General features: G+C 66.6%; 16 protein-coding genes. 2 read left to right on the top strand and 14 right to left on the bottom strand.

The features are described from left to right. Positions 1-171 precede the first annotated feature (171 nt). The 10 genes from I6H87_RS07520 to I6H87_RS07475 form a co-directional block, all read right to left on the bottom strand. Positions 172-1,323, bottom strand: coding sequence for an ABC transporter substrate-binding protein (locus I6H87_RS07520; protein ID WP_010811281.1), 1,152 nt, complete (start codon positions 1,321-1,323; stop codon positions 172-174). Between the two features lie 349 nt (positions 1,324-1,672). Beyond that, positions 1,673-2,434 carry a sulfite exporter TauE/SafE family protein gene (locus I6H87_RS07515; RefSeq protein WP_011616237.1) on the bottom strand — a complete coding sequence of 254 codons (762 nt, stop codon included), beginning with the start codon at positions 2,432-2,434 and terminating at the stop codon, positions 1,673-1,675. Positions 2,435-2,516: 82 nt separating this feature from the next. Continuing rightward, positions 2,517-3,053, bottom strand: coding sequence for a hypothetical protein (locus I6H87_RS07510; protein WP_041687574.1), 537 nt, complete (start codon positions 3,051-3,053; stop codon positions 2,517-2,519). A gap of 331 nt (positions 3,054-3,384) precedes the next feature. Continuing rightward, a complete protein-coding gene (locus I6H87_RS07505; RefSeq protein ID WP_010811284.1) occupies positions 3,385-4,440 on the bottom strand; it encodes a branched-chain amino acid ABC transporter permease in 1,056 nt (351 codons plus the stop codon). After that, positions 4,440-5,324 carry a branched-chain amino acid ABC transporter permease gene (locus I6H87_RS07500; protein WP_010811285.1) on the bottom strand — a complete coding sequence of 295 codons (885 nt, stop codon included), beginning with the start codon at positions 5,322-5,324 and terminating at the stop codon, positions 4,440-4,442. Before I6H87_RS07500 ends, I6H87_RS07505 begins: the two co-directional genes overlap by 1 nt. Positions 5,325-5,488: 164 nt before the next feature. Beyond that, on the bottom strand, positions 5,489-6,697 hold the full coding sequence (locus I6H87_RS07495; RefSeq protein ID WP_010811286.1) for an ABC transporter substrate-binding protein: 1,209 nt from the start codon (positions 6,695-6,697) through the stop codon (positions 5,489-5,491). A gap of 74 nt (positions 6,698-6,771) precedes the next feature. Then, positions 6,772-7,497, bottom strand: coding sequence for an ABC transporter ATP-binding protein (locus I6H87_RS07490; protein ID WP_011616239.1), 726 nt, complete (start codon positions 7,495-7,497; stop codon positions 6,772-6,774). 17 nt (positions 7,498-7,514) lie between these two features. Beyond that, the gene (locus I6H87_RS07485) at positions 7,515-8,291 is read right to left on the bottom strand and encodes an ABC transporter ATP-binding protein (RefSeq protein ID WP_010811288.1); all 777 of its coding nucleotides are present in this window, start codon (positions 8,289-8,291) and stop codon (positions 7,515-7,517) included. A 352-nt stretch (positions 8,292-8,643) separates the two neighbouring features. Beyond that, entirely contained in the window at positions 8,644-10,311 is a 1,668-nt protein-coding gene (locus I6H87_RS07480; protein ID WP_010811289.1) for a GMC family oxidoreductase, read from the bottom strand. A gap of 27 nt (positions 10,312-10,338) precedes the next feature. Continuing rightward, positions 10,339-11,898, bottom strand: coding sequence for a CoA-acylating methylmalonate-semialdehyde dehydrogenase (locus I6H87_RS07475; RefSeq protein WP_231881368.1), 1,560 nt, complete (start codon positions 11,896-11,898; stop codon positions 10,339-10,341). Between the two features lie 230 nt (positions 11,899-12,128). On the opposite strand from I6H87_RS07475, the gene I6H87_RS07470 reads away from it, so the two are divergent. After that, a complete protein-coding gene (locus I6H87_RS07470) occupies positions 12,129-13,016 on the top strand; it encodes a LysR family transcriptional regulator (protein ID WP_041687575.1) in 888 nt (295 codons plus the stop codon). On the opposite strand, the gene I6H87_RS07465 is transcribed toward I6H87_RS07470, so the two are convergent. From I6H87_RS07465 to I6H87_RS07455, 3 genes are all read right to left on the bottom strand, one after another. Then, positions 13,013-13,945 carry an alpha/beta hydrolase gene (locus I6H87_RS07465; RefSeq protein WP_010811292.1) on the bottom strand — a complete coding sequence of 311 codons (933 nt, stop codon included), beginning with the start codon at positions 13,943-13,945 and terminating at the stop codon, positions 13,013-13,015. The two genes, I6H87_RS07470 and I6H87_RS07465, sit on opposite strands and share 4 nt — an antisense overlap. 103 nt (positions 13,946-14,048) lie before the next feature. Continuing rightward, positions 14,049-14,468 (bottom strand): Cu(I)-responsive transcriptional regulator, encoded by a 420-nt coding sequence (gene cueR / locus I6H87_RS07460; protein ID WP_010811293.1) that lies wholly within the window; start codon positions 14,466-14,468, stop codon positions 14,049-14,051. Next, positions 14,465-16,942 carry a heavy metal translocating P-type ATPase gene (locus I6H87_RS07455; protein ID WP_011616242.1) on the bottom strand — a complete coding sequence of 826 codons (2,478 nt, stop codon included), beginning with the start codon at positions 16,940-16,942 and terminating at the stop codon, positions 14,465-14,467. The genes cueR and I6H87_RS07455 overlap by 4 nt, the downstream gene beginning before the upstream one ends. 197 nt (positions 16,943-17,139) lie before the next feature. Between I6H87_RS07455 and I6H87_RS07450 the strand changes: the two genes are divergently transcribed. Further along, a complete protein-coding gene (locus I6H87_RS07450; RefSeq protein ID WP_011616243.1) occupies positions 17,140-17,340 on the top strand; it encodes a heavy-metal-associated domain-containing protein in 201 nt (66 codons plus the stop codon). 72 nt (positions 17,341-17,412) lie between these two features. Here the strand turns inward: I6H87_RS07450 and I6H87_RS07445 are convergent, their stop codons facing one another. Then, entirely contained in the window at positions 17,413-18,135 is a 723-nt protein-coding gene (locus I6H87_RS07445; protein ID WP_010811296.1) for an OmpW/AlkL family protein, read from the bottom strand. Between the last annotated feature and the right edge of the window lie 221 nt (positions 18,136-18,356).

Here is an 18,356-nt window from a genome sequence, read left to right as displayed (position 1 = left end):
CACCGTGCGAACCACCAACACCGTGCAATTTATTGCCAGCCGCATAGGCGACGCGTTCTTTGGTTACTTTCTGTCGCTCGGACAGAAAGTGACTCGCCGGCTAAGCCGGCGAAACAGCAGCACTTGCCAAGGGCGACACCCAACCGCATAGCGCCACGCCGCCCCCGACCCTCACTTAGTCAACAACTTCCACTTCCCATCAACAATCTGCACCATCACCCGCGCCCTCTGATCAAAGCCAAGGTGGTCGGTAGCACTCATGTTCATGATCCCATGCGAAACCGGCAGATTCTTGGTCTGCTCCATCGCATCCCGCAATGCCTTGCGGAATTCCTTGGTACCCGGCTGGCCCTTCTTCAGCGCCTCAGGGATGGCATGCTGCAGGATCAGCCCCGCATCCCAGGCATGACCGCCGAAGGTCGAGACCTGGCCACCGAAGGCCTTCTCGTAAGAAGTCTTGTAGGACATGGCCGGCTTCTTCACCGGATTGCTGTCCGGCAATTGCTCAGCCACCAGCAGCGGCCCGGCCGGCAGGAACGTGCCTTCGCAATCCTTGCCGCACACGCGCAGGAAGTCGGCATTGGCCACACCGTGGGTCTGGTAAATCTTGCCCTTGAAACCACGCTCCTTGAGCGTCTTGGCCGGCAGCGCCGCGGGCGTACCCGAGCCTGCGATCAGCACGGCGTCGGCATTGGCGCTCATCATCTTCAGCACCTGGCCGGTGACCGAGGTATCGGTACGGGCAAAGCGCTCGTTGGCGACCACCTTGATCTTGCGCAGCTCCGCCACCTTGGCGAACTCCTGCGCCCAGCTGTCGCCATAGGCGTCCGCGAAGCCGATGAAGGCCACCGTCTTCACGTTGTTGTTGGTCATATGCTCGGCAATGGCGGTCGCCATGTGCGAGTCATTCTGCGGCGTCTTGAAGACCCAGGCGCGCTTGGCATCCATCGGCTCGATGATGCGGGCCGAGGCGGCCATGGTGATCATCGGCGTATCGTTCTCGGCCACCACGTCCACCATCGCCAGCGAGTTCGGCGTCACGGTGGAACCCACCACCACGTCAACCTTGTCTTCGCTGATCAGCTTGCGGGTGTTCTTGACCGCGGTGGTGGTGTCGGAGGCATCGTCCAGCACGATGTACTCGATCTTCTTGCCCGCGATTTCCTTGGGCATCAGCGTGAAGGTGTTCTTCTCCGGAATACCCAGCGATGCCGCCGGACCCGTGGCCGACACCGTCACCCCGACCTTGACCTGTGCCTGGGCTGCACCGGCAACCAGGCTCGCCGCAGCGATTGCCAGCAGGCTGGCGCGCTTGAAATCCATCTTGTCTCCTCGGTTCCTGAAACGGAAAGGCATCCGTCCGGCGTCCACCGGCGGATGCCCTGGTCCACTGAACTGGATGAGGCGCAGCCCAGCGGGTGCGCATTCCATCCGGTTCAGTGGGCCTTGATCGACCCCTCGGGTCAACACAGGCACATCGCCGGCACCTGCGCTACAGCCAGGAACGACGCAAGGCCGCTCCCCAGTTTCCCCGTCCGCACCACTCCCCCGGATCGGCGCGATCCGGCTATTCACCGACCGTGCGGTCGGGAATTCGGATCGAGTCTAGCACAGCGACTTGGCGCGAAAAGGGAGGATTAACCCGCATCGCGAGCGCCGCCCGGCTTCGCCGTCAGCGCAGGAACGCGTCCCAGGCGGTCTTCAGGATCAGCGCGCTCACCACCACGATAAACACCTTGCGCACGAAGGCGCTGCCGTGGCGCAGGGCCAGCTTGCTGCCCACCTGGCTGCCGGCGATGTTGGCCACCGCCATCACCAGGCCCAGCTGCCACCAGATATGGCCCTTGCTGGCCAGCAACAGCAGCGCCGCCAGGTTGGTGGCAAGGTTGACCACCTTGGCCGAGGCCGCCGCGTGCAGGAAGTCATAGCCGAACACCCGCACGAACGCGATCATCAGGAAGCTGCCGGTGCCCGGACCGAACACGCCGTCATAGAAACCGATGACGGCGCCGGCCAGCAGCGCCGCGATGCGCTCGCGCGCGCCCGACAGCGTCGGCGCGTGTTCCGTACCCAGGTCCTTCTTGGCCACGGTGTAGACCAGCAACACCACCAGCACGAACGGCAGCGCCTTGCGCAGCGGTTCGGCCGGAATCTTGGTCAGCGCCCAGGCACCGGCCATCGAGAAGACAAGGGCCGCCACCACCGCGGGCGCGGTCGCTCCCCAGTAGATACGCACGCTGCGGCCGTAGCGCAGCGCCGCGTTGGCGGTGCCCGCGATCGAGCCCATCTTGTTGGTACCCAGCAGCGTGGCCGGCGCGACATTGGGATAGGCCGAGAACATCGCCGGGATCTGTACCAGGCCGCCGCCGCCGGCGACCGCGTCGATCAGGCCGGCGAGAAAGGCGGCAACCGCCAGGAATGCGAATTCCGTCATTGCAGGAAGCAGGAAAGCGAAAAGGGATAGGATCGGAGGAGATCGGTGCGGGCGGGCCGGCGCGCTGCCGGGCGGTATCAGTTCAGCCCAGCACCTTGGCCGCAGGCACCAGGCTGCGGTGCCACATGCCGTTGCCATGCGGGCAGAAGCCCGGCGGCGCGCCGCCTTGCCCTGCCGCCAGCCCCGGCGCCAGCAGCGCGTGACGGATACCGTGCGCGCGGCCCCAGTCGGCCAGCGTGGCACAACAGGCCTCAAGGCAGGCGCGGCGGGCCCCGCCGTCCAGCCCGGGCCGTACCCACCACTCCATGCCGCAAGCGGCCAGCCCGGCAAGCTCGAGGCTCGGGAGCAGCGCCACCGGCAGGCACGCCAGCAGATCGTGCGGAGCCTGCGCATCATCCACCAGCAGGCAGATGCCGCGACCGGACTGGGCCAGCAGCTCGTCCAGCATCAGCCGGCGCGCGCGCGCGGCGGGCACCGGCAGTGGCTGCACCGTAGCCAGCCAGGCTTCCAGCGTGGCTGCGTCGGCGCCCAGTCCGAGGCGTACCAAACCCTGCGGCGCGGGCGCGTCGGGATGATCCGGAACGGCTGGGGAGTCGGGGGAATCAGGTGCGGCAGGCATGGCGGGCAATGAGAGCGCCCGCATTGTCGCATGTGGAGGGTAGCCAGGTGATGCCGGTGCAGCCTGGATGCCCCATGATGGGGCGAAAGCGCCACAGCAGCGATTGGGAGGCCCAAATGAAAAAAGCGTTGCCGAGGATCACCCGGCAACGCCCTTTATTTATAACGCTGCTACCCGACACCGGGTGCGCGCCTGTCGTCTCCTCGCTTCCGCCTCCATTTAACCTGCGAAAACCGTATATGGAATGTAACGAAGCGGTGCATCGAGGACAAGCTAGAAAAAACCCTAGCCCCAGAATCGGGCATGTCGACCCGCGGTCACTCCTGCCGGGTTACTCCCGCTTGCCCGAGTGGCCCCCGAAGCGCGCCAGCAGCTCGCCCATGATGCCACGGCGGAAAGTCAGCACGCAGATCACGAAGATCACGCCGGTCACCATCGTCACCGACTCGCCCAGCGTGCCGAACCAGGAGATGCCGGTGACCGACGCCAGGAAGTTGCCGATGTCGCCCAGCTTGTTCTCCAGCGCGACCACCACGAAGGCACCGACAATCGGACCCGACAATGTGCCCAGGCCGCCGACCAGGGTCATCAGGATGACCGAGCCGGACATCGACCAGTGCACGTCGGTCAGCGTCTCGAAGCCCAGCACCAGCGCCTTGATCGAGCCGGCCAGCCCCGACAGCGCCGCCGACAGCACGAAGGCGGTCAGCTTGAAGCGGTCGACGTCATAGCCCAGCGAGATCGCGCGCGGCTCGTTCTCCTTGATCGCCTTCAGAATCTGGCCGAACGGCGAATGCACCGTGCGCACGATCAGCGCAAAGGCGGCCACGATGATCGCCAGCGCGACGTAGTACAGCGTCAGGTCGTCCGACAGCGGCAGCACACCGAACAGCTTGCCGCGCGGGATGCCCTGCAGGCCGTCCTCGCCACCGGTGAACGGCGCCTGCAGGCAGATAAAGAACAGCATCTGCGCCAGCGCCAGCGTGATCATCGAGAAGTAGATGCCCTGCCGGCGGATGGCCAGCGAGCCCACCACGTAGCCGATCAGCGCGCCCGCACCGGTGCCCAGGATCAGGCCGATTTCCGGGGTCACGCCCCAGACCTTCATGGCATGGCCGGCCGCGTAGCCAGCGCCGCCGAAGAAGGCCGCATGGCCGAACGACAGCAGCCCGGTATAACCGATCAGCAGGTTGAAGGCGCACGCAAACAACGCGAAGCACAGCACCTTGAGCACGAACACCGGATACGCACCTGCCAGCGGCGCGGCCACCAGTGCCAGCAGCAGCAATCCGTACAACAGTTTCTTCTGCACGCCTTGTCCCTTTCCTGCGTTGCCCGCGTTGGCCGCCACCGTGGATGGCGTCGATGATGTGGAGGGTGCGCTCATCACTTCTCCTTCCCGAACAGCCCGGCCGGGCGCAGCAGCAGCACGATCACCATGATGAAGAACACCACGGTCGACGACGCTTCCGGATAAAACACCTTGGTCAGCCCCTCGACCACGCCCAGCCCCAGGCCGGTCAGGATCGAGCCCATGATCGAGCCCATGCCGCCGATCACCACCACCGCGAACACGATGATGATCAGGTTCTGGCCCATCAGCGGCGAGATCTGGATCACCGGCGCGGCCAGCACCCCGGCAAACGCGGCCAGCGCCACGCCGAAGCCGTAGGTCAGGGTCACCATCAGCGGCACGTTGACGCCGAAGGCCTCGACCATCTTGGGGTTCTCGGTGCCGGCGCGCAGGTAGGCGCCCAGCTTTGTCTTCTCGATCACGTACCAGGTGGCAAAGCACACCACCAGCGACGCCACCACGACCCACGCGCGGTAGTTGGGCAGGATCATGAAGCCCAGGTCGGTCGCGCCCTGCAGCGCATCCGGCGTCGAGTACGGCAGCCCGGAGACGCCGTAGATCGAGCGGAAGATGCCCTCGATCACCAGCGTGATGCCCAGCGTCAGCAGCAGGCCGTAGATATGGTCGAGCTTGTAGATCCAGCGCAGCATGGTCTTCTCGATCACCACGCCCAGTGCGGCGACGACCAGCGGCGACAGCAGCAGCATGATCCAGTAGTTCAGCCCGGCGTACTCCATGCCCATCCAGGCCAGCACGGCGCCCAGCATGAAGAGCGCGCCGTGCGCGAAATTGATGACGTTGAGCAGGCCGAAGATAACCGCCAGGCCCAGGCTCAGCATCGCATAGAAGGCGCCGTTGACCAGCCCCAGCAATAGCTGGGAAAGCATGGCCGGCAAGGGGATTCCGAAGATGTCCATCGCGGAGTGCCGTTGATACCGCCGTTGTATGGCGGGAATTGCTGCGGTTGGTGCCAGGTAATGCGAACGCTGCGGCGAACACCGTTGGCGAACACCGCAGCAAGGAACCGCGTCCGATGCCGGCGGCACGCAGGTGGCGCGCCGCCGGCAGATCTCACATCAGCTTACTTCTTCAGCATTGCGCACTTCGACTCGGCCACCGTGGTGAAGGCCTGGTCACCCGGAATGGTCGCGACCACCTTCAGGTAGTCCCACGGCTTCTTCGACTCTGCCGCGGTCTTCACCTGCATCAGGTACATGTCGTGGATGCCACGGCCGTCCTGGCGGATATAGCCCTTGGTATAGAAGTCGTTGATCTTCATCTTCTTCAACTCGGCCATGACCTTGTCCGGATCGTCGGTCTTGGCCGCTTCCACCGCCTTCAGGTAGGTGCTGGCCGCCGAGTAGTCCGCGGCCTGCAGGCTGCTCGGCATCTTCTTCATCTTGCCGAAGAAGCGGTTGGCGAACTTGCGGGTGTCGTCGTTCATGTCCCAGTACCAGCTGTCGGTCATCAGCAGGCCTTCGGTGTTCTTCAACCCGAGGCTGTGCACATCGTTGATGAACATCAGCAGGCCGGCGATCTTCATCGACTTGGTGATGCCGAATTCCTTGGCCGCCTTGATCGCATTGATGGTGTCGCCGCCGGCGTTGGCCAGGCCCAGGATCTGCGCCTTGGACGACTGCGCCTGCAGCAGGAACGACGAGAAGTCCGATGCCGACAGCGGATGGCGCACCTGGCCCGCCACCGTGCCACCGCTGGCCTTGACCACCGCCGCGGTATCGCTTTCCAGCGAATGGCCGAAGGCGTAGTCGGCGGTCAGGAAGAACCACGACTTGCCGCCCTGCTTGACCACCGCGCTGCCGGTGCCCTTGGCCAGCGCCACCGTGTCATAGGCGTAGTGCACCGTGTACGGCGAGCACTCTTCGTTGGTCAGGCGCGCGGTGCCGGCGCCGATGTTGATGTAGACGCGCTTCTTCTCCGAAGCCACCTTGTTCATCGCCAGCGCGGTGCCCGAGTTGGTACCGCCCAGCAGCAGGTCCAGGCCCTGCTGGTCCATCCATTCGCGCGCCTTCGAGGCGGCGATGTCGGCCTTGTTCTGGTGGTCGGCAGAGACAATCTCGATGGGCTTGCCCAGCACCTTGCCGCCGCGGTCCTCGACCGCCATCTTGATGGCTTCCAGGCCGCCGGGGCCGTCGATGTCGGCGTACAGGCCCGACATGTCGGTGATGTAGCCGATCTTCACGGTGTCACCGGACACCTGGGCAACGGCGCTGAAGGAAACCGCACCCATGGCAATGGCCGCCATCGCGGCCGCGAGCCGAGTCTTTTTCATGTCTATGTCTCCTGATTTGCGGCGGCGTGCGCGCCACCCGTTCCTGCCAAACATCAACCCATGATCCGTGCGGATCAGACCCCGAGCAGTTCGTGCAGCACCGGCATCTTGGCCTCCAGCTCATTGGCCGCGAAGCGCTCGACGATGCTGCCGTGCTCCATCACGTAGAAGCGGTCAGCCAGCGGCGCGGCAAAGCGGAAGTTCTGCTCCACCATCACCACCGTGTACCCCTTCTGCTTGAGCATCAGGATCATGCGCGCAAGCGCCTGCACGATCACCGGTGCCAACCCTTCCGAGATTTCATCGAGCAGCAGCAGGTTGGCGCCGGTGCGCAGGATGCGCCCGACCGCCAGCATCTGCTGCTCGCCGCCGGAAAGACGCGTGCCCTGGCTCTGGCGGCGCTCCTTCAGGTTCGGGAACATCTCGTAGATATCGGTTTCGCTCATGCCCTTGCTGGTGTCGGCGCCCTTCAGCACCGGCGGCAGCATCAGGTTCTCTTCGCATGAGAGGCTGGAGAAGATCGCCCGCTCTTCGGGGCAATAGCCAATGCCGTAGTGCGCGATCTTGTGCGTGGGCAGGCTGATGGTCTCGTGGCCATTGACCTTGATCGAGCCCTTGCGCGCGCCGGTCAGTCCCATGATCGCGCGCAGCGTGGTGGTGCGGCCAGCGCCGTTGCGGCCCAGCAGCGTGACCACTTCGCCGCGGTTCACGGTCAAATCCACGCCGTGAAGGATGTGCGATTCGCCGTACCAGGCGTGCAGGTCCTTGATCTCGAGCGCGGGTGTGTTCAATGAAGTCATATCGTTCCCCGGCCCTCTCAGTGCGCGCCCTGCAGTTCCGCGTCGACGGTGCCCATGTAGGCCTCCATCACGCGCGGGTCCCTGGACACTTCGGCATACGGGCCTTCGGCCAGGATCGCGCCACGCTGCAGCACGGTGATCTTGTCAGCGATCGACGAGACCACGCTCATGTTGTGTTCCACCATCAGGATGGTGCGGCCCGCCGAGACCTTCCTGATCAGCTGCGTGACGCGGTCCACGTCTTCGTGGCCCATGCCCTGCGTGGGCTCGTCGAGCAGCATCAGCTCGGGCTCCATCGCCAGCGTGGTGGCGATCTCCAGCGCGCGCTTGCGGCCGTACGGCAGGTTCACCGTCAGCGTCTGCGCGAACTCGGTCAGGCCGACCTGCTCTAGCAGCTCCATGGCGCGGTCATTAAGCACGTCCAGCGAGCGCTCGCTGCGCCAGAACTGGTACGCCGTGCCAAGCTGGCGCTGCAGCCCGATGCGCACGTTCTCCATCACCGTCAGGTGCGGGAATACCGCCGAGATCTGGAACGAACGGATCACGCCGCGCCGCGCGATCTGCGCGGGCTTTTCACGGGTGATGTCGATGCCGTTGAAAAGGATGGTGCCGGTGGTCGGCTCCAGGAACTTGGTGAGCAGGTTGAAGCAAGTCGTCTTGCCCGCGCCGTTGGGCCCGATCAACGCATGGATCGACCCGCGGCGCACCTGCAGGTTGACGTCGCTCACCGCCGTGAACCCCTTGAACTCCTTGGTGAGGTTCCGCGTTTCCAGGATGGTTTCCTGCTGGTTCATGTCTCCTGCCCGCCCTCTTGCTGAACTGCCGGGGTGATGCCCGGCACTGACAATGGTCCGAACCGGCCTTGTAGGCCCTTGCTGCCGCTTGTTCCGCCAGGCTGGCCGTGCTTGCGGCCCTGCCTGCGGCTTTCTGTATTGGTGCGGGGCGGCTCCCGCGCAGGTTGCGGCGATGGCTTCGATGTGCTGCCGACGCACCCTGTGAGGCGTCTATTGTGTGCGCCTGTTGCATCGCAAAACATCGGGGTTTGCACTATGAAACATGAACCAAGTGTCAGTTTTTTTGCAAGCGCACATGAGCAGGCTGCGCCACTCGGTCACGGCCCCGCCCGCGACCCGTGGCGCGCTCATGTCAGGCGCCTGCAGCGGCTGCCGCCGGCGCCGGTTGCACCAATACTTCCGCCGCCGCCAGGCCCTGCCGGCGGTCTTCGCGGATCAGGTCGCTGGCGCGCTCGGCGATCATGATGGTCGGCGAATTGGTGTTGCCCGATGTGATCAGCGGCATCACCGAGGCATCGACCACGCGCAGGCCATCGATACCCAGCACGCGCAGGCGATGGTCGACCACGGCCATCGGGTCGTCGGCGCGGCCCATCTTGCAGGTGCCCACCGGATGGAAGATGGTGGTGCCGATATTGCCGGCCGCTTCGGCCAGCTGTTCGTCGGTCTGGAATGCCGGGCCCGGCAGCCATTCCTCGGGCTGGAACGGTGCCAGCGCCGGCGACGCCACGATGCGGCGCGTGAGCCGGATGGAGTCGGCCGCGACTTTCCGATCCTCGTCGGTCGCCAGGTAATTGGGCGCGATCACCGGCGCCTGGCGGAAATCCGCGCTGCCGACATGCACGCTGCCGCGCGAGGTCGGCCGCAGGTTGCAGGCACTCGCGGTAAAGGCGTTGAACGCATGCAGCGGGTCGCCGAACTTGTCCAGCGACAAGGGTTGCACGTGGTACTCCACGTTCGGCCGCGCCTGCGCCGGGTCCGAGCGCGCAAAGGCACCCAGCTGCGACGGCGCCATGCTCATCGGCCCGCTCTGGTTGAAGGCGTACTGCACGCCGATGCAGAACTTGCCCCACAGGCTCGCGGCGCGCGTGTTGAGCGTGCGCACGCCGCTGACCTTCACCACCGAGCGCAGTTGCAGGTGGTCCTGCAGGTTCTCGCCCACGCCGGCGAGCGCATGGCGCACCGGGATACCCAGCGCCTGCAGGCGCTCGGCCTGGCCGATGCCCGACAGCTCCAGCAGCTGCGGCGTATTGACCGCGCCCGCGGCGAGGATCACTTCCTGCGTGGCCGCCACCGTGTGCGGCCGGCCGCCGCCGATATAGTTCACGCCGGTGCAGCGGCGCCCGTCGAAGGTCAGCCCGCTCACCTGCGCCCCGGTGACAATGGTCAGGTTGGGACGCTCCGACGCACGCCGCAGGAACGCCTTGGCCGTGTTCCAGCGGATGCCGCGGCGCTGGTTCACTTCGAAATAGCCGACGCCGAAGTTGTCGCCGCGGTTGAAGTCCTCCGTGCGCGGAATCCCCGCCTCTTCGGCGGCATCGGCAAAGCGCTCCAGGATGTCCCAGCGCAGGCGCTGGCCTTCCACGCGCCATTCGCCGCCGGCGCCATGGAATTCGCTCGGGCCGCGGTGGTGGTCCTCGCTGCGCTTGAACAACGGCAGCACATTGTCCCAGCGCCAGCCAGCATCACCGGTGAGCCGCGCCCACTCGTCATAATCCTCGCGCTGGCCGCGCATATAGATCATGCCGTTGATCGACGAGCAACCGCCCAGCACGCGCCCGCGCGGATAGCCGAGCGAGCGGCCGTTCAGGCCGGCCTCGGCCTCGGTGCGATAGAGCCAGTCGGTGCGCGGGTTGCCGATGCAGTACAGGTAGCCCACTGGGATATGGATCCAGTGGTAGTCGTCCTTGCCGCCGGCCTCCAGCAGCAGCACGCTGACGTCCGCATCCTGCGTCAGGCGGTTGGCCAGGACACAGCCTGCCGAACCGGCCCCCACGATGATGTAGTCGAATGTCTCCATCGCTGTTCTTGTCGTCATCGTTGCGGCTTATTTCGCCACCGGCATGGTGAACTCGGCGCCCTTGGCGATCGAATCCGGCCAACGCTGCATCACGCTCTTGTAGCGCGTGTAGAAGCGCACACCCTCTTCGCCATAGGCGTGATGGTCGCCGAACAGCGATCGCTTCCAGCCACCGAAAGAATGCCACGCCATCGGCACCGGGATCGGCACATTGATGCCGACCATGCCGATCTGGATCTGCCGCGCGAACGCACGCGCGATGCCGCCGTCGCTGGTGTAGCACGACACGCCGTTGCCGAATTCATGCGCATTGATCAGCGCCACCGCTTCGGCAAAGTCATGCACGCGCACTACCGACAGCACCGGGCCGAAGATCTCTTCCTTGTAGATCGTCATATCCGGCTTGACGTGGTCGAACAGCGTGCCGCCGACATAGAAGCCGTTCTCATGGCCGGGTACGGTATGACCGCGGCCATCGGTGACCAGCGTCGCGCCCTCTTCCACGCCCTTGGCGATATAGCCCTCCACCTTCGCTTTGTGCGCAGCGGTTACCAGCGGACCCATTTCGGCGTCGGACTCCATGCCGTTGCGGATCTTCAGCGAGCTCGCACGTTCGGCGAGGCGCGGCACGAGCTTGTCAGCGACATCGCCCACGGCCACGGCGACCGAGATCGCCATGCAGCGTTCGCCGGCAGAACCATACGCGGCACCGATCAGCGCATCGACCGCCTGGTCGAGATCGGCATCGGGCATCACCACCAGGTGGTTCTTGGCGCCGCCCAATGCCTGCACGCGCTTGCCGTGTTTGGTGCCTTCCGTATAGATGTACTCGGCAATCGGCGTCGAACCGACGAACGACAGCGCCTGCACATCCGGATGCGCCAGCAGTGCATCGACCGCTTCCTTGTCGCCCTGCACGACATTGAACACGCCATCGGGCAAACCAGCCTGGCGCAGCAGGTCGGCAATCAGCAGGCTCGGCGACGGATCACGTTCCGACGGCTTCAGCACGAAGGTATTGCCGCACGCCAGCGCCACCGGGAACATCCACATCGGCACCATCACCGGGAAGTTGAACGGCGTGATGCCTGCCACCACGCCCAGAGGCTGGCGCAGGTTCCAGTTATCGATGCCGCCGCCGATGTTGTCGGTGAAGTCGGTCTTGAGCAGGCTGGGGATGCCGCAGGCAAATTCCACCACCTCGATGCCGCGCGTGACTTCGCCCCTGGCGTCCGAGAACACCTTGCCGTGCTCGCGCGTGATCAGCGCGGCCAGGTCGTCGTGGTGCTGGTCGAGCAGCTCCTTGAACTTGAACAGGATGCGCGCGCGGCGCAGCGGCGGGGTGTCGGCCCAGGCGGGGAATGCCGCATGGGCGGCGGCGACGGCGTCGGCCACGTCCTGCGTGGTGCCGAGCGCCACGCGTGCTGCGACTTCGCCGGTGGCGGGGTTATAGATATCGGCCAGACGCTGCGATGCGCCGCGTGTCTGCCGGCCTGCGATGCTATGGCCGATGATGGTCTGCACCGCGCTGGCTTCTGCAAGGATGTCTTCCACTTCCGCTCCTGAATGCTGGGTCGCTGACGGCATGCGGCTCGCCCGATCTTTGCGTCTGGTGAAGACGCTGGCGCAAACATCCGCCAGTCTCGCGCTGGCATCGATGCCGCGCCGCACAAGGCGTGCCGGGCCGTATTGAGCGCAAGCTTGGTGCAGTTGCGCGGCCCCGTCCAATGATTTATCGTCAATCGCAATATAAGCCGCGCAAAATATTGCGCCGCACCACGCCTCGCCCCTGCGCCACCTTTCGCCCCGACACTGCCTTGGACCTCCACCACCTGCGCGCCTTCGTTGCCGTCGCGCGCGAGGGCAACCTGACCCGCGCCGCGCAGCGGCTGCACCTGACCCAGCCCGCAGTCAGCCTGCAGTTGAAGGCGCTGCAATCGGCGTGGCGCATCCGGCTGTTCGAGCGCACTGCCGCGGGCCTGACGCTGACCGCCGACGGCGCCGCACTGCTGCCGCTGGCCGAACGCATCCTCGACGGCGTGGGCAACCTGCAGCACACCGTCAGCGCGATGCATCACACCGTGCGCGGCCGGCTGGCGATCGGCACCATCCTCGATCCGGAATTCACGCGGCTGGGCCCGATGCTGCGCACGCTGGTGGAACGCCACCCGCAGATCGGCACAGAACTGCGCCACGGCATGTCGGGCTGGGTGCTGCAACAGGTACGCAGCGGCGCGCTCGACGTGGGCTTCTACCTGGGCCAGCCGCCTGACGCCGGCTTCCATGCGCTGACGCTGACGCCGTTCTCCTACTATGTGGTGGCACCCAAGGGCTGGAAAGAGCGCACCGCGCTGCGTTCATGGGCGCAGCTGGCAACGCTGCCGTGGATCTGGACGCCGCCCGAATCGGCGCACAACCGGCTCTTGTCCGCGCGCTTTGCGCAGGCCGGCGTCGACCCGGCCGGCGTGCCCAAGGTGGCGCATGTCGACCAGGAGGCTTCGATGCTGGACCTGGTGCGCTCCGGCGTGGGGCTGTCGCTGGTGCGCGACGCGATCGCGCTGCGCGAATCGCATGCGCACGGGCTGGTGATCGTTGAAGGGGTCTCGGTGCAGACCGAGCTGACGCTGGTATGCCTGGCCACGCGCCGCGACGACCCGGTCGTCGCGGCAGTGTTCGGCGTGGCCGAGTCGGTGTTCCGGACTTAGTGTCCCTGCTGCTGCAGGTGACGCTGCAGCCAGCCGGTCAGCGCCGCGAACACTTCGCCGCGCAGCGGCTGCGCTTCATTGAAGATCTCGTGGTAGCCGTGCTCGAACCAGACCTGTTCGCGCAACTCCGGCGGCGCGTGGTCGAAGAAGCTGCGGCTGCCGGCCGGGTCCACCACGCGGTCGGCGCCACCGACCAGCATCAGCATGGGGGCCTCCAGCAGCGCGGCATCGGCCTGGGCCTGCGCCATGCCGCGGATAAAGCTCTCCAGTACGCTGGCGGTGATGGTGGTCTGCACCAGCGGGTCTGAGCGGTAGGCGGCCACCACGGCGGGATCGTGCGACAAGAGCCGCGCATCGATCGGATTGGGCACGCGCAGCCGCGGCGCCAGCGCCAGCAGCACGCGGTGCAGCGCCAGCATCGGGCCCGACAGGCGCAGCGCCAGCGCAGGCGAGGACAGCACCAGCGCGCGCACCGGGCGCACGCGCGCGGTGGCAAAGCGCGCCGCGATCATCCCGCCCATGCTGTGGCCGAGCAGGATCGGCAACTCGTTCCAGCCCGGCACCGCGGCATCATAGATCTCGGCGAGGTCGTCGAGGTAGGCATCCTGATGGTCCGCCACCATGCGCGCGCCGCCGCTGGCGCCATGGCCGCGCAGGTCGTGCGCGCGCACGCGCAGGCCCAGCCCGCACAGCACATCGGCCACATGCTGGTAGCGTCCGGCATGCTCGGCAAGCCCATGCACCAGCAGCACCGAGCCGAGCGGCTCGGCAAAGCGCGCCGGATCGGGCTGCCAGGTGCGCAGCAGCAGCTCGGTGCCGTCGCGCATGCGCTGGCGGCTCTGTACCGGCGCGTGCGTGCCGGCTGGGGTATCGGCAGGCATGCCGGCAACACCGGCAATAGCAGGATCGTCCGTCATCGGTTGTTCCATTCGCGCAAGTCTCCTCCCGGCACGGAGCGCCAGCAAAAGGCTGGCGCCGGCTGTCGTTATTCTTTGTGGTGCTGCCTGCTGCCTGCCTTGCACTCTGTCCCGCTCAACCGTGGCAGGCAAGCCTGCCCTGCGCTTCCGGCTGCGCCATATCGGCGAGGATCGGGCAATCCGGCCGATCGTCGCCGCTGCAGTGCTGCGCCAGCTCGCGCAGCGTGTCGCGCATGGCGGCCAGTTCAGCGATGCGCAGCTCAAGGTCGGCCACATGCCGCAGCGTCAGCGCCTTGACGTCGGCACTGGCGCGGCCGCGGTCATGCCAAAGCGACAGCAGGTTGCGGATTTCGTCGAGCGAGAATCCCAGATTACGGGCGCGCCGCACGAAGCGCAAGTTGTGCACGGCGCGTTCGTCATAGCGACGGTAGCCGCCCTCGGTGCGCGGCGGTGCCGCCACCAGCCCGATCGATTCATAGTGCCGGATCATCTTGGCCGACACGCCCGACGCCTGCGCCGCTTCGCCGATATTCATCGCTCGCCTCCCTGTGCCGTGGCAGCCCCGGCCTGCGGACGCCAGCGGCGCAGCAGCAGCGCATTGCTGACCACGCTGACACTGGAGAAAGCCATCGCCGCACCCGCCACCACCGGATTCAGCAACCCGGCCGCTGCCAGCGGAATGCCTACCACGTTGTAGAAAAAAGCCCAGAACAGGTTCTGCCGGATCTTGCGCACGGTGCGGTGCGAGACCGCCAGCGCATCGGCCACCAGCGCCGGGTCGCCGCGCATCAGCGTGATGCCGGCGGCGTGCATGGCCACGTCGGTGCCGGTCGACATGGCAATGCCCACATCCGCCGCCGCCAGCGCCGGCGCATCGTTGATGCCGTCGCCCACCATCGCCACCACCGCGCCATCGCGCCCCAGCGCCTGCACCCGGGCAGCCTTGTCCTCGGGCAGCACCTCGGCCTGCACGTCGTCCAGCCCCAGCGCCTGCGCCACGCGCGCCGCCGCGCCGGCATTGTCGCCGGTCAGCATCACGGTGCGCACACCGGCCGCGCGCAGCCTGGCGATCGCCGCCGGCGCGCCCGGCTTGATGGCATCGCCGAACGCGACCAGCCCGGCCACGCGCGGCAGCGTGGTTTCGACCAGCCACGACACGGTACGGCCGTCCGCGCGTAACTGCTCCGCCAGCGTTGCCAGCGTGCCTGCCGCTGCGCCCAGCGCTTCACGCAGGCGCTCGCTGCCCAGTTGCAGCGCCTGGCCGTCCACCACGCCGGCAATGCCGCGGCCTGGCAGGGCCTGCACTTCCGTGGCCTGCGGCGCGGCAATGCCGCGCGCCTGCGCTGCGGCCAGCACGGCGCGGGCCAGCGGATGCTCGCTGCCGGCCTGCAGCGCGGCCAGCCGCGCCAGCAGCGCGCTGCCGTCGGCATCGGCGGGATCGGCCGCATGCAGCGCCACCACTTCCGGCTTGCCCACCGTGAGCGTGCCGGTCTTGTCGAATGCCACCACGCTGACGCGGTGCGCCACCTCCAGTGCCTCGGCATCCTTGATCAGGATGCCGGCGCGCGCGCCGGCGCCGGTGCCGGCCATGATTGCCGTGGGTGTGGCCAGGCCCAGCGCGCACGGGCAGGCGATCACCAGCACCGCCACCGCGTTGAGCAATGCGGTTTCCCAGTCGCCGGCAAAGAGGCCCCAGCCCAGCACCGTCAGCAGCGCGATGCCCAGCACCACCGGCACGAACACCGCGCTGACCTGGTCGACCATGCGCTGGATCGGCGCCTTGGCCGCCTGTGCGTGCTCGACCATGCGGATGATGCGTGCCAGTACGGTCTCGGCGCCCACCGCCTCGGTGCGCGCAACCAGCAGCCCTTCGAAATTGATGGCGCCGCCGGTGATGCGGTCGCCGGGCTTCTTCGGCACGGGCACGCTTTCACCGGTCAGCATCGATTCGTCCGCGTGGCTGTTGCCTTCGATCACCTCGGCGTCCACCGGGATGCGCTCGCCGGGGCGCACCACCACCTCGTCGCCCACGCGCACCGCCGCCAGCGGCACGCTCTGCTCCACGCCGCCGCGGCGCACGCGGGCAGTATCGGGACGCAGCGCCGCGAGCGCGCGGATGGCATCGGCGGTCTGGCGCTTGGCGCGGGTCTCCAGCCACTTGCCCAGGCGCACCAGCGTGATCACCACCGCCGCGCTTTCGAAGTACAGGTGCGGCATGGCGTCGGCCGGCGTGCGCCACATCAGCCACAGCGACAGCCCATAGGCCGCCGTCGTGCCCAGCGCCACCAGCAAATCCATATTGCCGGCGCCGGCGCGCACCGCCTTCCAGCCAGCCTTGTAGAAGCGCCAGCCGAACACGAACTGCACCGGCGTGGCCAGCAGCCACTGCACCCATGCCGGCAGCATCCAGTGCACGCCGAGCCATTCCAGCACCATGGGTGCCACCAGCGGCAGCGACAGCGCCGCCGAGATCGCCACCGGCCAGGGGCCATCCCAGAAGGCAGTGCCCTGCGCGGCCTGCGGCGCCTGCGATGCGGCATCGGCCACCGGCGTCGCACCATAGCCCGCGCGCGCGACCGCGGCCACCAGCGCCGCAGTATCCGCCGCGCCGCGCAGCAGCGTGACGCTGGCGCGCTCGGTCGCCAGGTTGACCTGCGCCTCCATCACGCCCGGCACGGCGCGCAGCGCCTTTTCGACCCGGGACACGCATGAGGCGCAGGTCATGTCGGCAATATTCAGTCCGATGGTGTCCTGCGGCACCGTGTAGCCGGCATCGGCCACGGCACGGGCGGCGGCCGGCAGCACCGCGCCCGAGTCGGCGCGCAGCGTTGCGGCTTCAGTTGCCAGGTTGACGGCCACGTCGCGCACGCCCGGCACCCGGGCCAGCGCGTTCTCCACGCGGCGCACGCATGAGGCGCAGGTCATGCCGTCGACCGGCAGGCGCCATTCGGGCATTTCGTCGGCCGGCCGGACAGGTTGTGAAGCGAGCACAGCGCTGGAATTTGGCATGGGTCCTGAGTCATCCACAGTGTCGATGTCAGCATCATGGACCTTACCATCATTGGAAGGTCAAGGCCGGATGCACATGGTATTACCGTCACATCGGCGCCAACAAATTCCTCTTGCGCTTCCCACCATGGGAAGGTTCAAACTGCATCTGTCGCGGCACCCGCCGCCCGTCTCATCCCGTTCAGGAGAGTCCCACCATGATCCAGTTCCAGGTCGAAGGCATGTCGTGCAACCACTGCGTGGGCGCCATCACGCGTGCCGTACAGACGGTTGACCCGGCCGCGCGTGTCAGCGCGGATGTGCCCGCCCAGGCCGTACGCGTCGAGAGCAGCGCCGACCCAGAGGCCCTGCGCGATGCCATCGAAGAGGCCGGCTATCCGGTCAAGTCGGTGGCGTAAGCTGGCCACCGCAGCCGGCGCCAACAAGAAAGGGCACCCCCGGGTGCCCTTTCTGCCGTCAGTGTGCCGCGCTCAGAAGCGGTAGCCCACGTTCAGGAAGGTCACCACCGGATCGATCTTGATCTTGGTGTGTGACTGGATCGTTACCGGGCCCGCCTGCGTGGTGAAGGACGCGCGGGTCGACAGCGGCACGTACGAGACCGACAGGCCGACGAACCAGTTGTCGTTGATGGCGTAGTTGGCGCCGATGTTGAAGACCGGGTTCCACGACGGCTTGGCGCTGGCGGTCATGCGCGCACCCGGCAAGAACTCGCGGTTCACGAAGTTCTGGTTGGTGATGGTCTCGTCGGTGAACCAGGTGTAGTTCACGCCGATGCCGACATAGGGACGGAACCTGGTCTTGGCGTCGAAGAAGTGGTACTTGACCAGCAGCGCCGGGCTCCACTGCTTGACCGAACCGAGCTTGCCATACTGGGCATAGTTGCCGGTGCCCTTGACGTCATGCTTGGGCGGAATGCCCGCGACGATTTCACCGGAGATGTTGTCGGTGAAGAAGTGCGTGAAGGCCAGGCCCAGCGTGTCGGCAGATTCGATCTCCGCGCCGGTGTTCGGCCGGGTCATGCCGACCGGGCGGCCGTTGATGCTGTCGACAGTCAGCGGATCGGCGGAGCTGTTCGGCATCACGCGGAACCAGCCCAGACTGACGATATTGCTGCCGGCGGACTGCGCGTGTGCGGCTCCGGCCAGCGCCATGACAGCGCCTGCCGCCAGCATCTTCTTATAGGTCGATTTCATAATCCTCTTACTCCTCTTTCGGTTACTGCCGTGTGCATTATCCGGCCAGCCGGAGCACGACTGTTTCACCGATGACACTGATTCGTAGAGGACGCCCCCTAAAGGGAGGGTTAACCACTAAGAAACCAGCATGGGAGCGGCTCTCAGGGCCGTTCACCGAGGCATCCGCACAACGGTTTATGCCGCGCGCAGGAAAAAACCCTGAGGCAAGAGCGGTTTTA

This window comes from Cupriavidus necator (genome assembly GCF_016127575.1).
Classification (GTDB): domain Bacteria; phylum Pseudomonadota; class Gammaproteobacteria; order Burkholderiales; family Burkholderiaceae; genus Cupriavidus; species Cupriavidus necator_D.
Note: the sequence above shows the minus strand (reverse complement) of the source record. Positions and strands in the feature narration are given on the sequence as shown.

What these genes read in the sequence shown, in the direction of transcription:
- I6H87_RS07505 (WP_010811284.1), bottom strand. Translation starts at nt 4,440, where the DNA reads ATGAGCGCACCCTCCACATCATCGACGCCATCCACGGTGGCGGCCAAC.
- I6H87_RS07455 (WP_011616242.1), bottom strand. Translation starts at nt 16,942, where the DNA reads ATGCCAAATTCCAGCGCTGTGCTCGCTTCACAACCTGTCCGGCCGGCC.
- I6H87_RS07490 (WP_011616239.1), bottom strand. Translation starts at nt 7,497, where the DNA reads ATGACTTCATTGAACACACCCGCGCTCGAGATCAAGGACCTGCACGCC.
- I6H87_RS07475 (WP_231881368.1), bottom strand. Translation starts at nt 11,898, where the DNA reads ATGCCGTCAGCGACCCAGCATTCAGGAGCGGAAGTGGAAGACATCCTT.
- I6H87_RS07500 (WP_010811285.1), bottom strand. Translation starts at nt 5,324, where the DNA reads ATGGACATCTTCGGAATCCCCTTGCCGGCCATGCTTTCCCAGCTATTG.
- I6H87_RS07465 (WP_010811292.1), bottom strand. Translation starts at nt 13,945, where the DNA reads ATGGAACAACCGATGACGGACGATCCTGCTATTGCCGGTGTTGCCGGC.
- I6H87_RS07445 (WP_010811296.1), bottom strand. Translation starts at nt 18,135, where the DNA reads ATGAAATCGACCTATAAGAAGATGCTGGCGGCAGGCGCTGTCATGGCG.
- I6H87_RS07520 (WP_010811281.1), bottom strand. Translation starts at nt 1,323, where the DNA reads ATGGATTTCAAGCGCGCCAGCCTGCTGGCAATCGCTGCGGCGAGCCTG.
- I6H87_RS07485 (WP_010811288.1), bottom strand. Translation starts at nt 8,291, where the DNA reads ATGAACCAGCAGGAAACCATCCTGGAAACGCGGAACCTCACCAAGGAG.
- I6H87_RS07450 (WP_011616243.1), top strand. Translation starts at nt 17,140, where the DNA reads ATGATCCAGTTCCAGGTCGAAGGCATGTCGTGCAACCACTGCGTGGGC.
- I6H87_RS07495 (WP_010811286.1), bottom strand. Translation starts at nt 6,697, where the DNA reads ATGAAAAAGACTCGGCTCGCGGCCGCGATGGCGGCCATTGCCATGGGT.
- I6H87_RS07510 (WP_041687574.1), bottom strand. Translation starts at nt 3,053, where the DNA reads ATGCCTGCCGCACCTGATTCCCCCGACTCCCCAGCCGTTCCGGATCAT.
- cueR (WP_010811293.1), bottom strand. Translation starts at nt 14,468, where the DNA reads ATGAATATCGGCGAAGCGGCGCAGGCGTCGGGCGTGTCGGCCAAGATG.
- I6H87_RS07480 (WP_010811289.1), bottom strand. Translation starts at nt 10,311, where the DNA reads ATGGAGACATTCGACTACATCATCGTGGGGGCCGGTTCGGCAGGCTGT.
- I6H87_RS07515 (WP_011616237.1), bottom strand. Translation starts at nt 2,434, where the DNA reads ATGACGGAATTCGCATTCCTGGCGGTTGCCGCCTTTCTCGCCGGCCTG.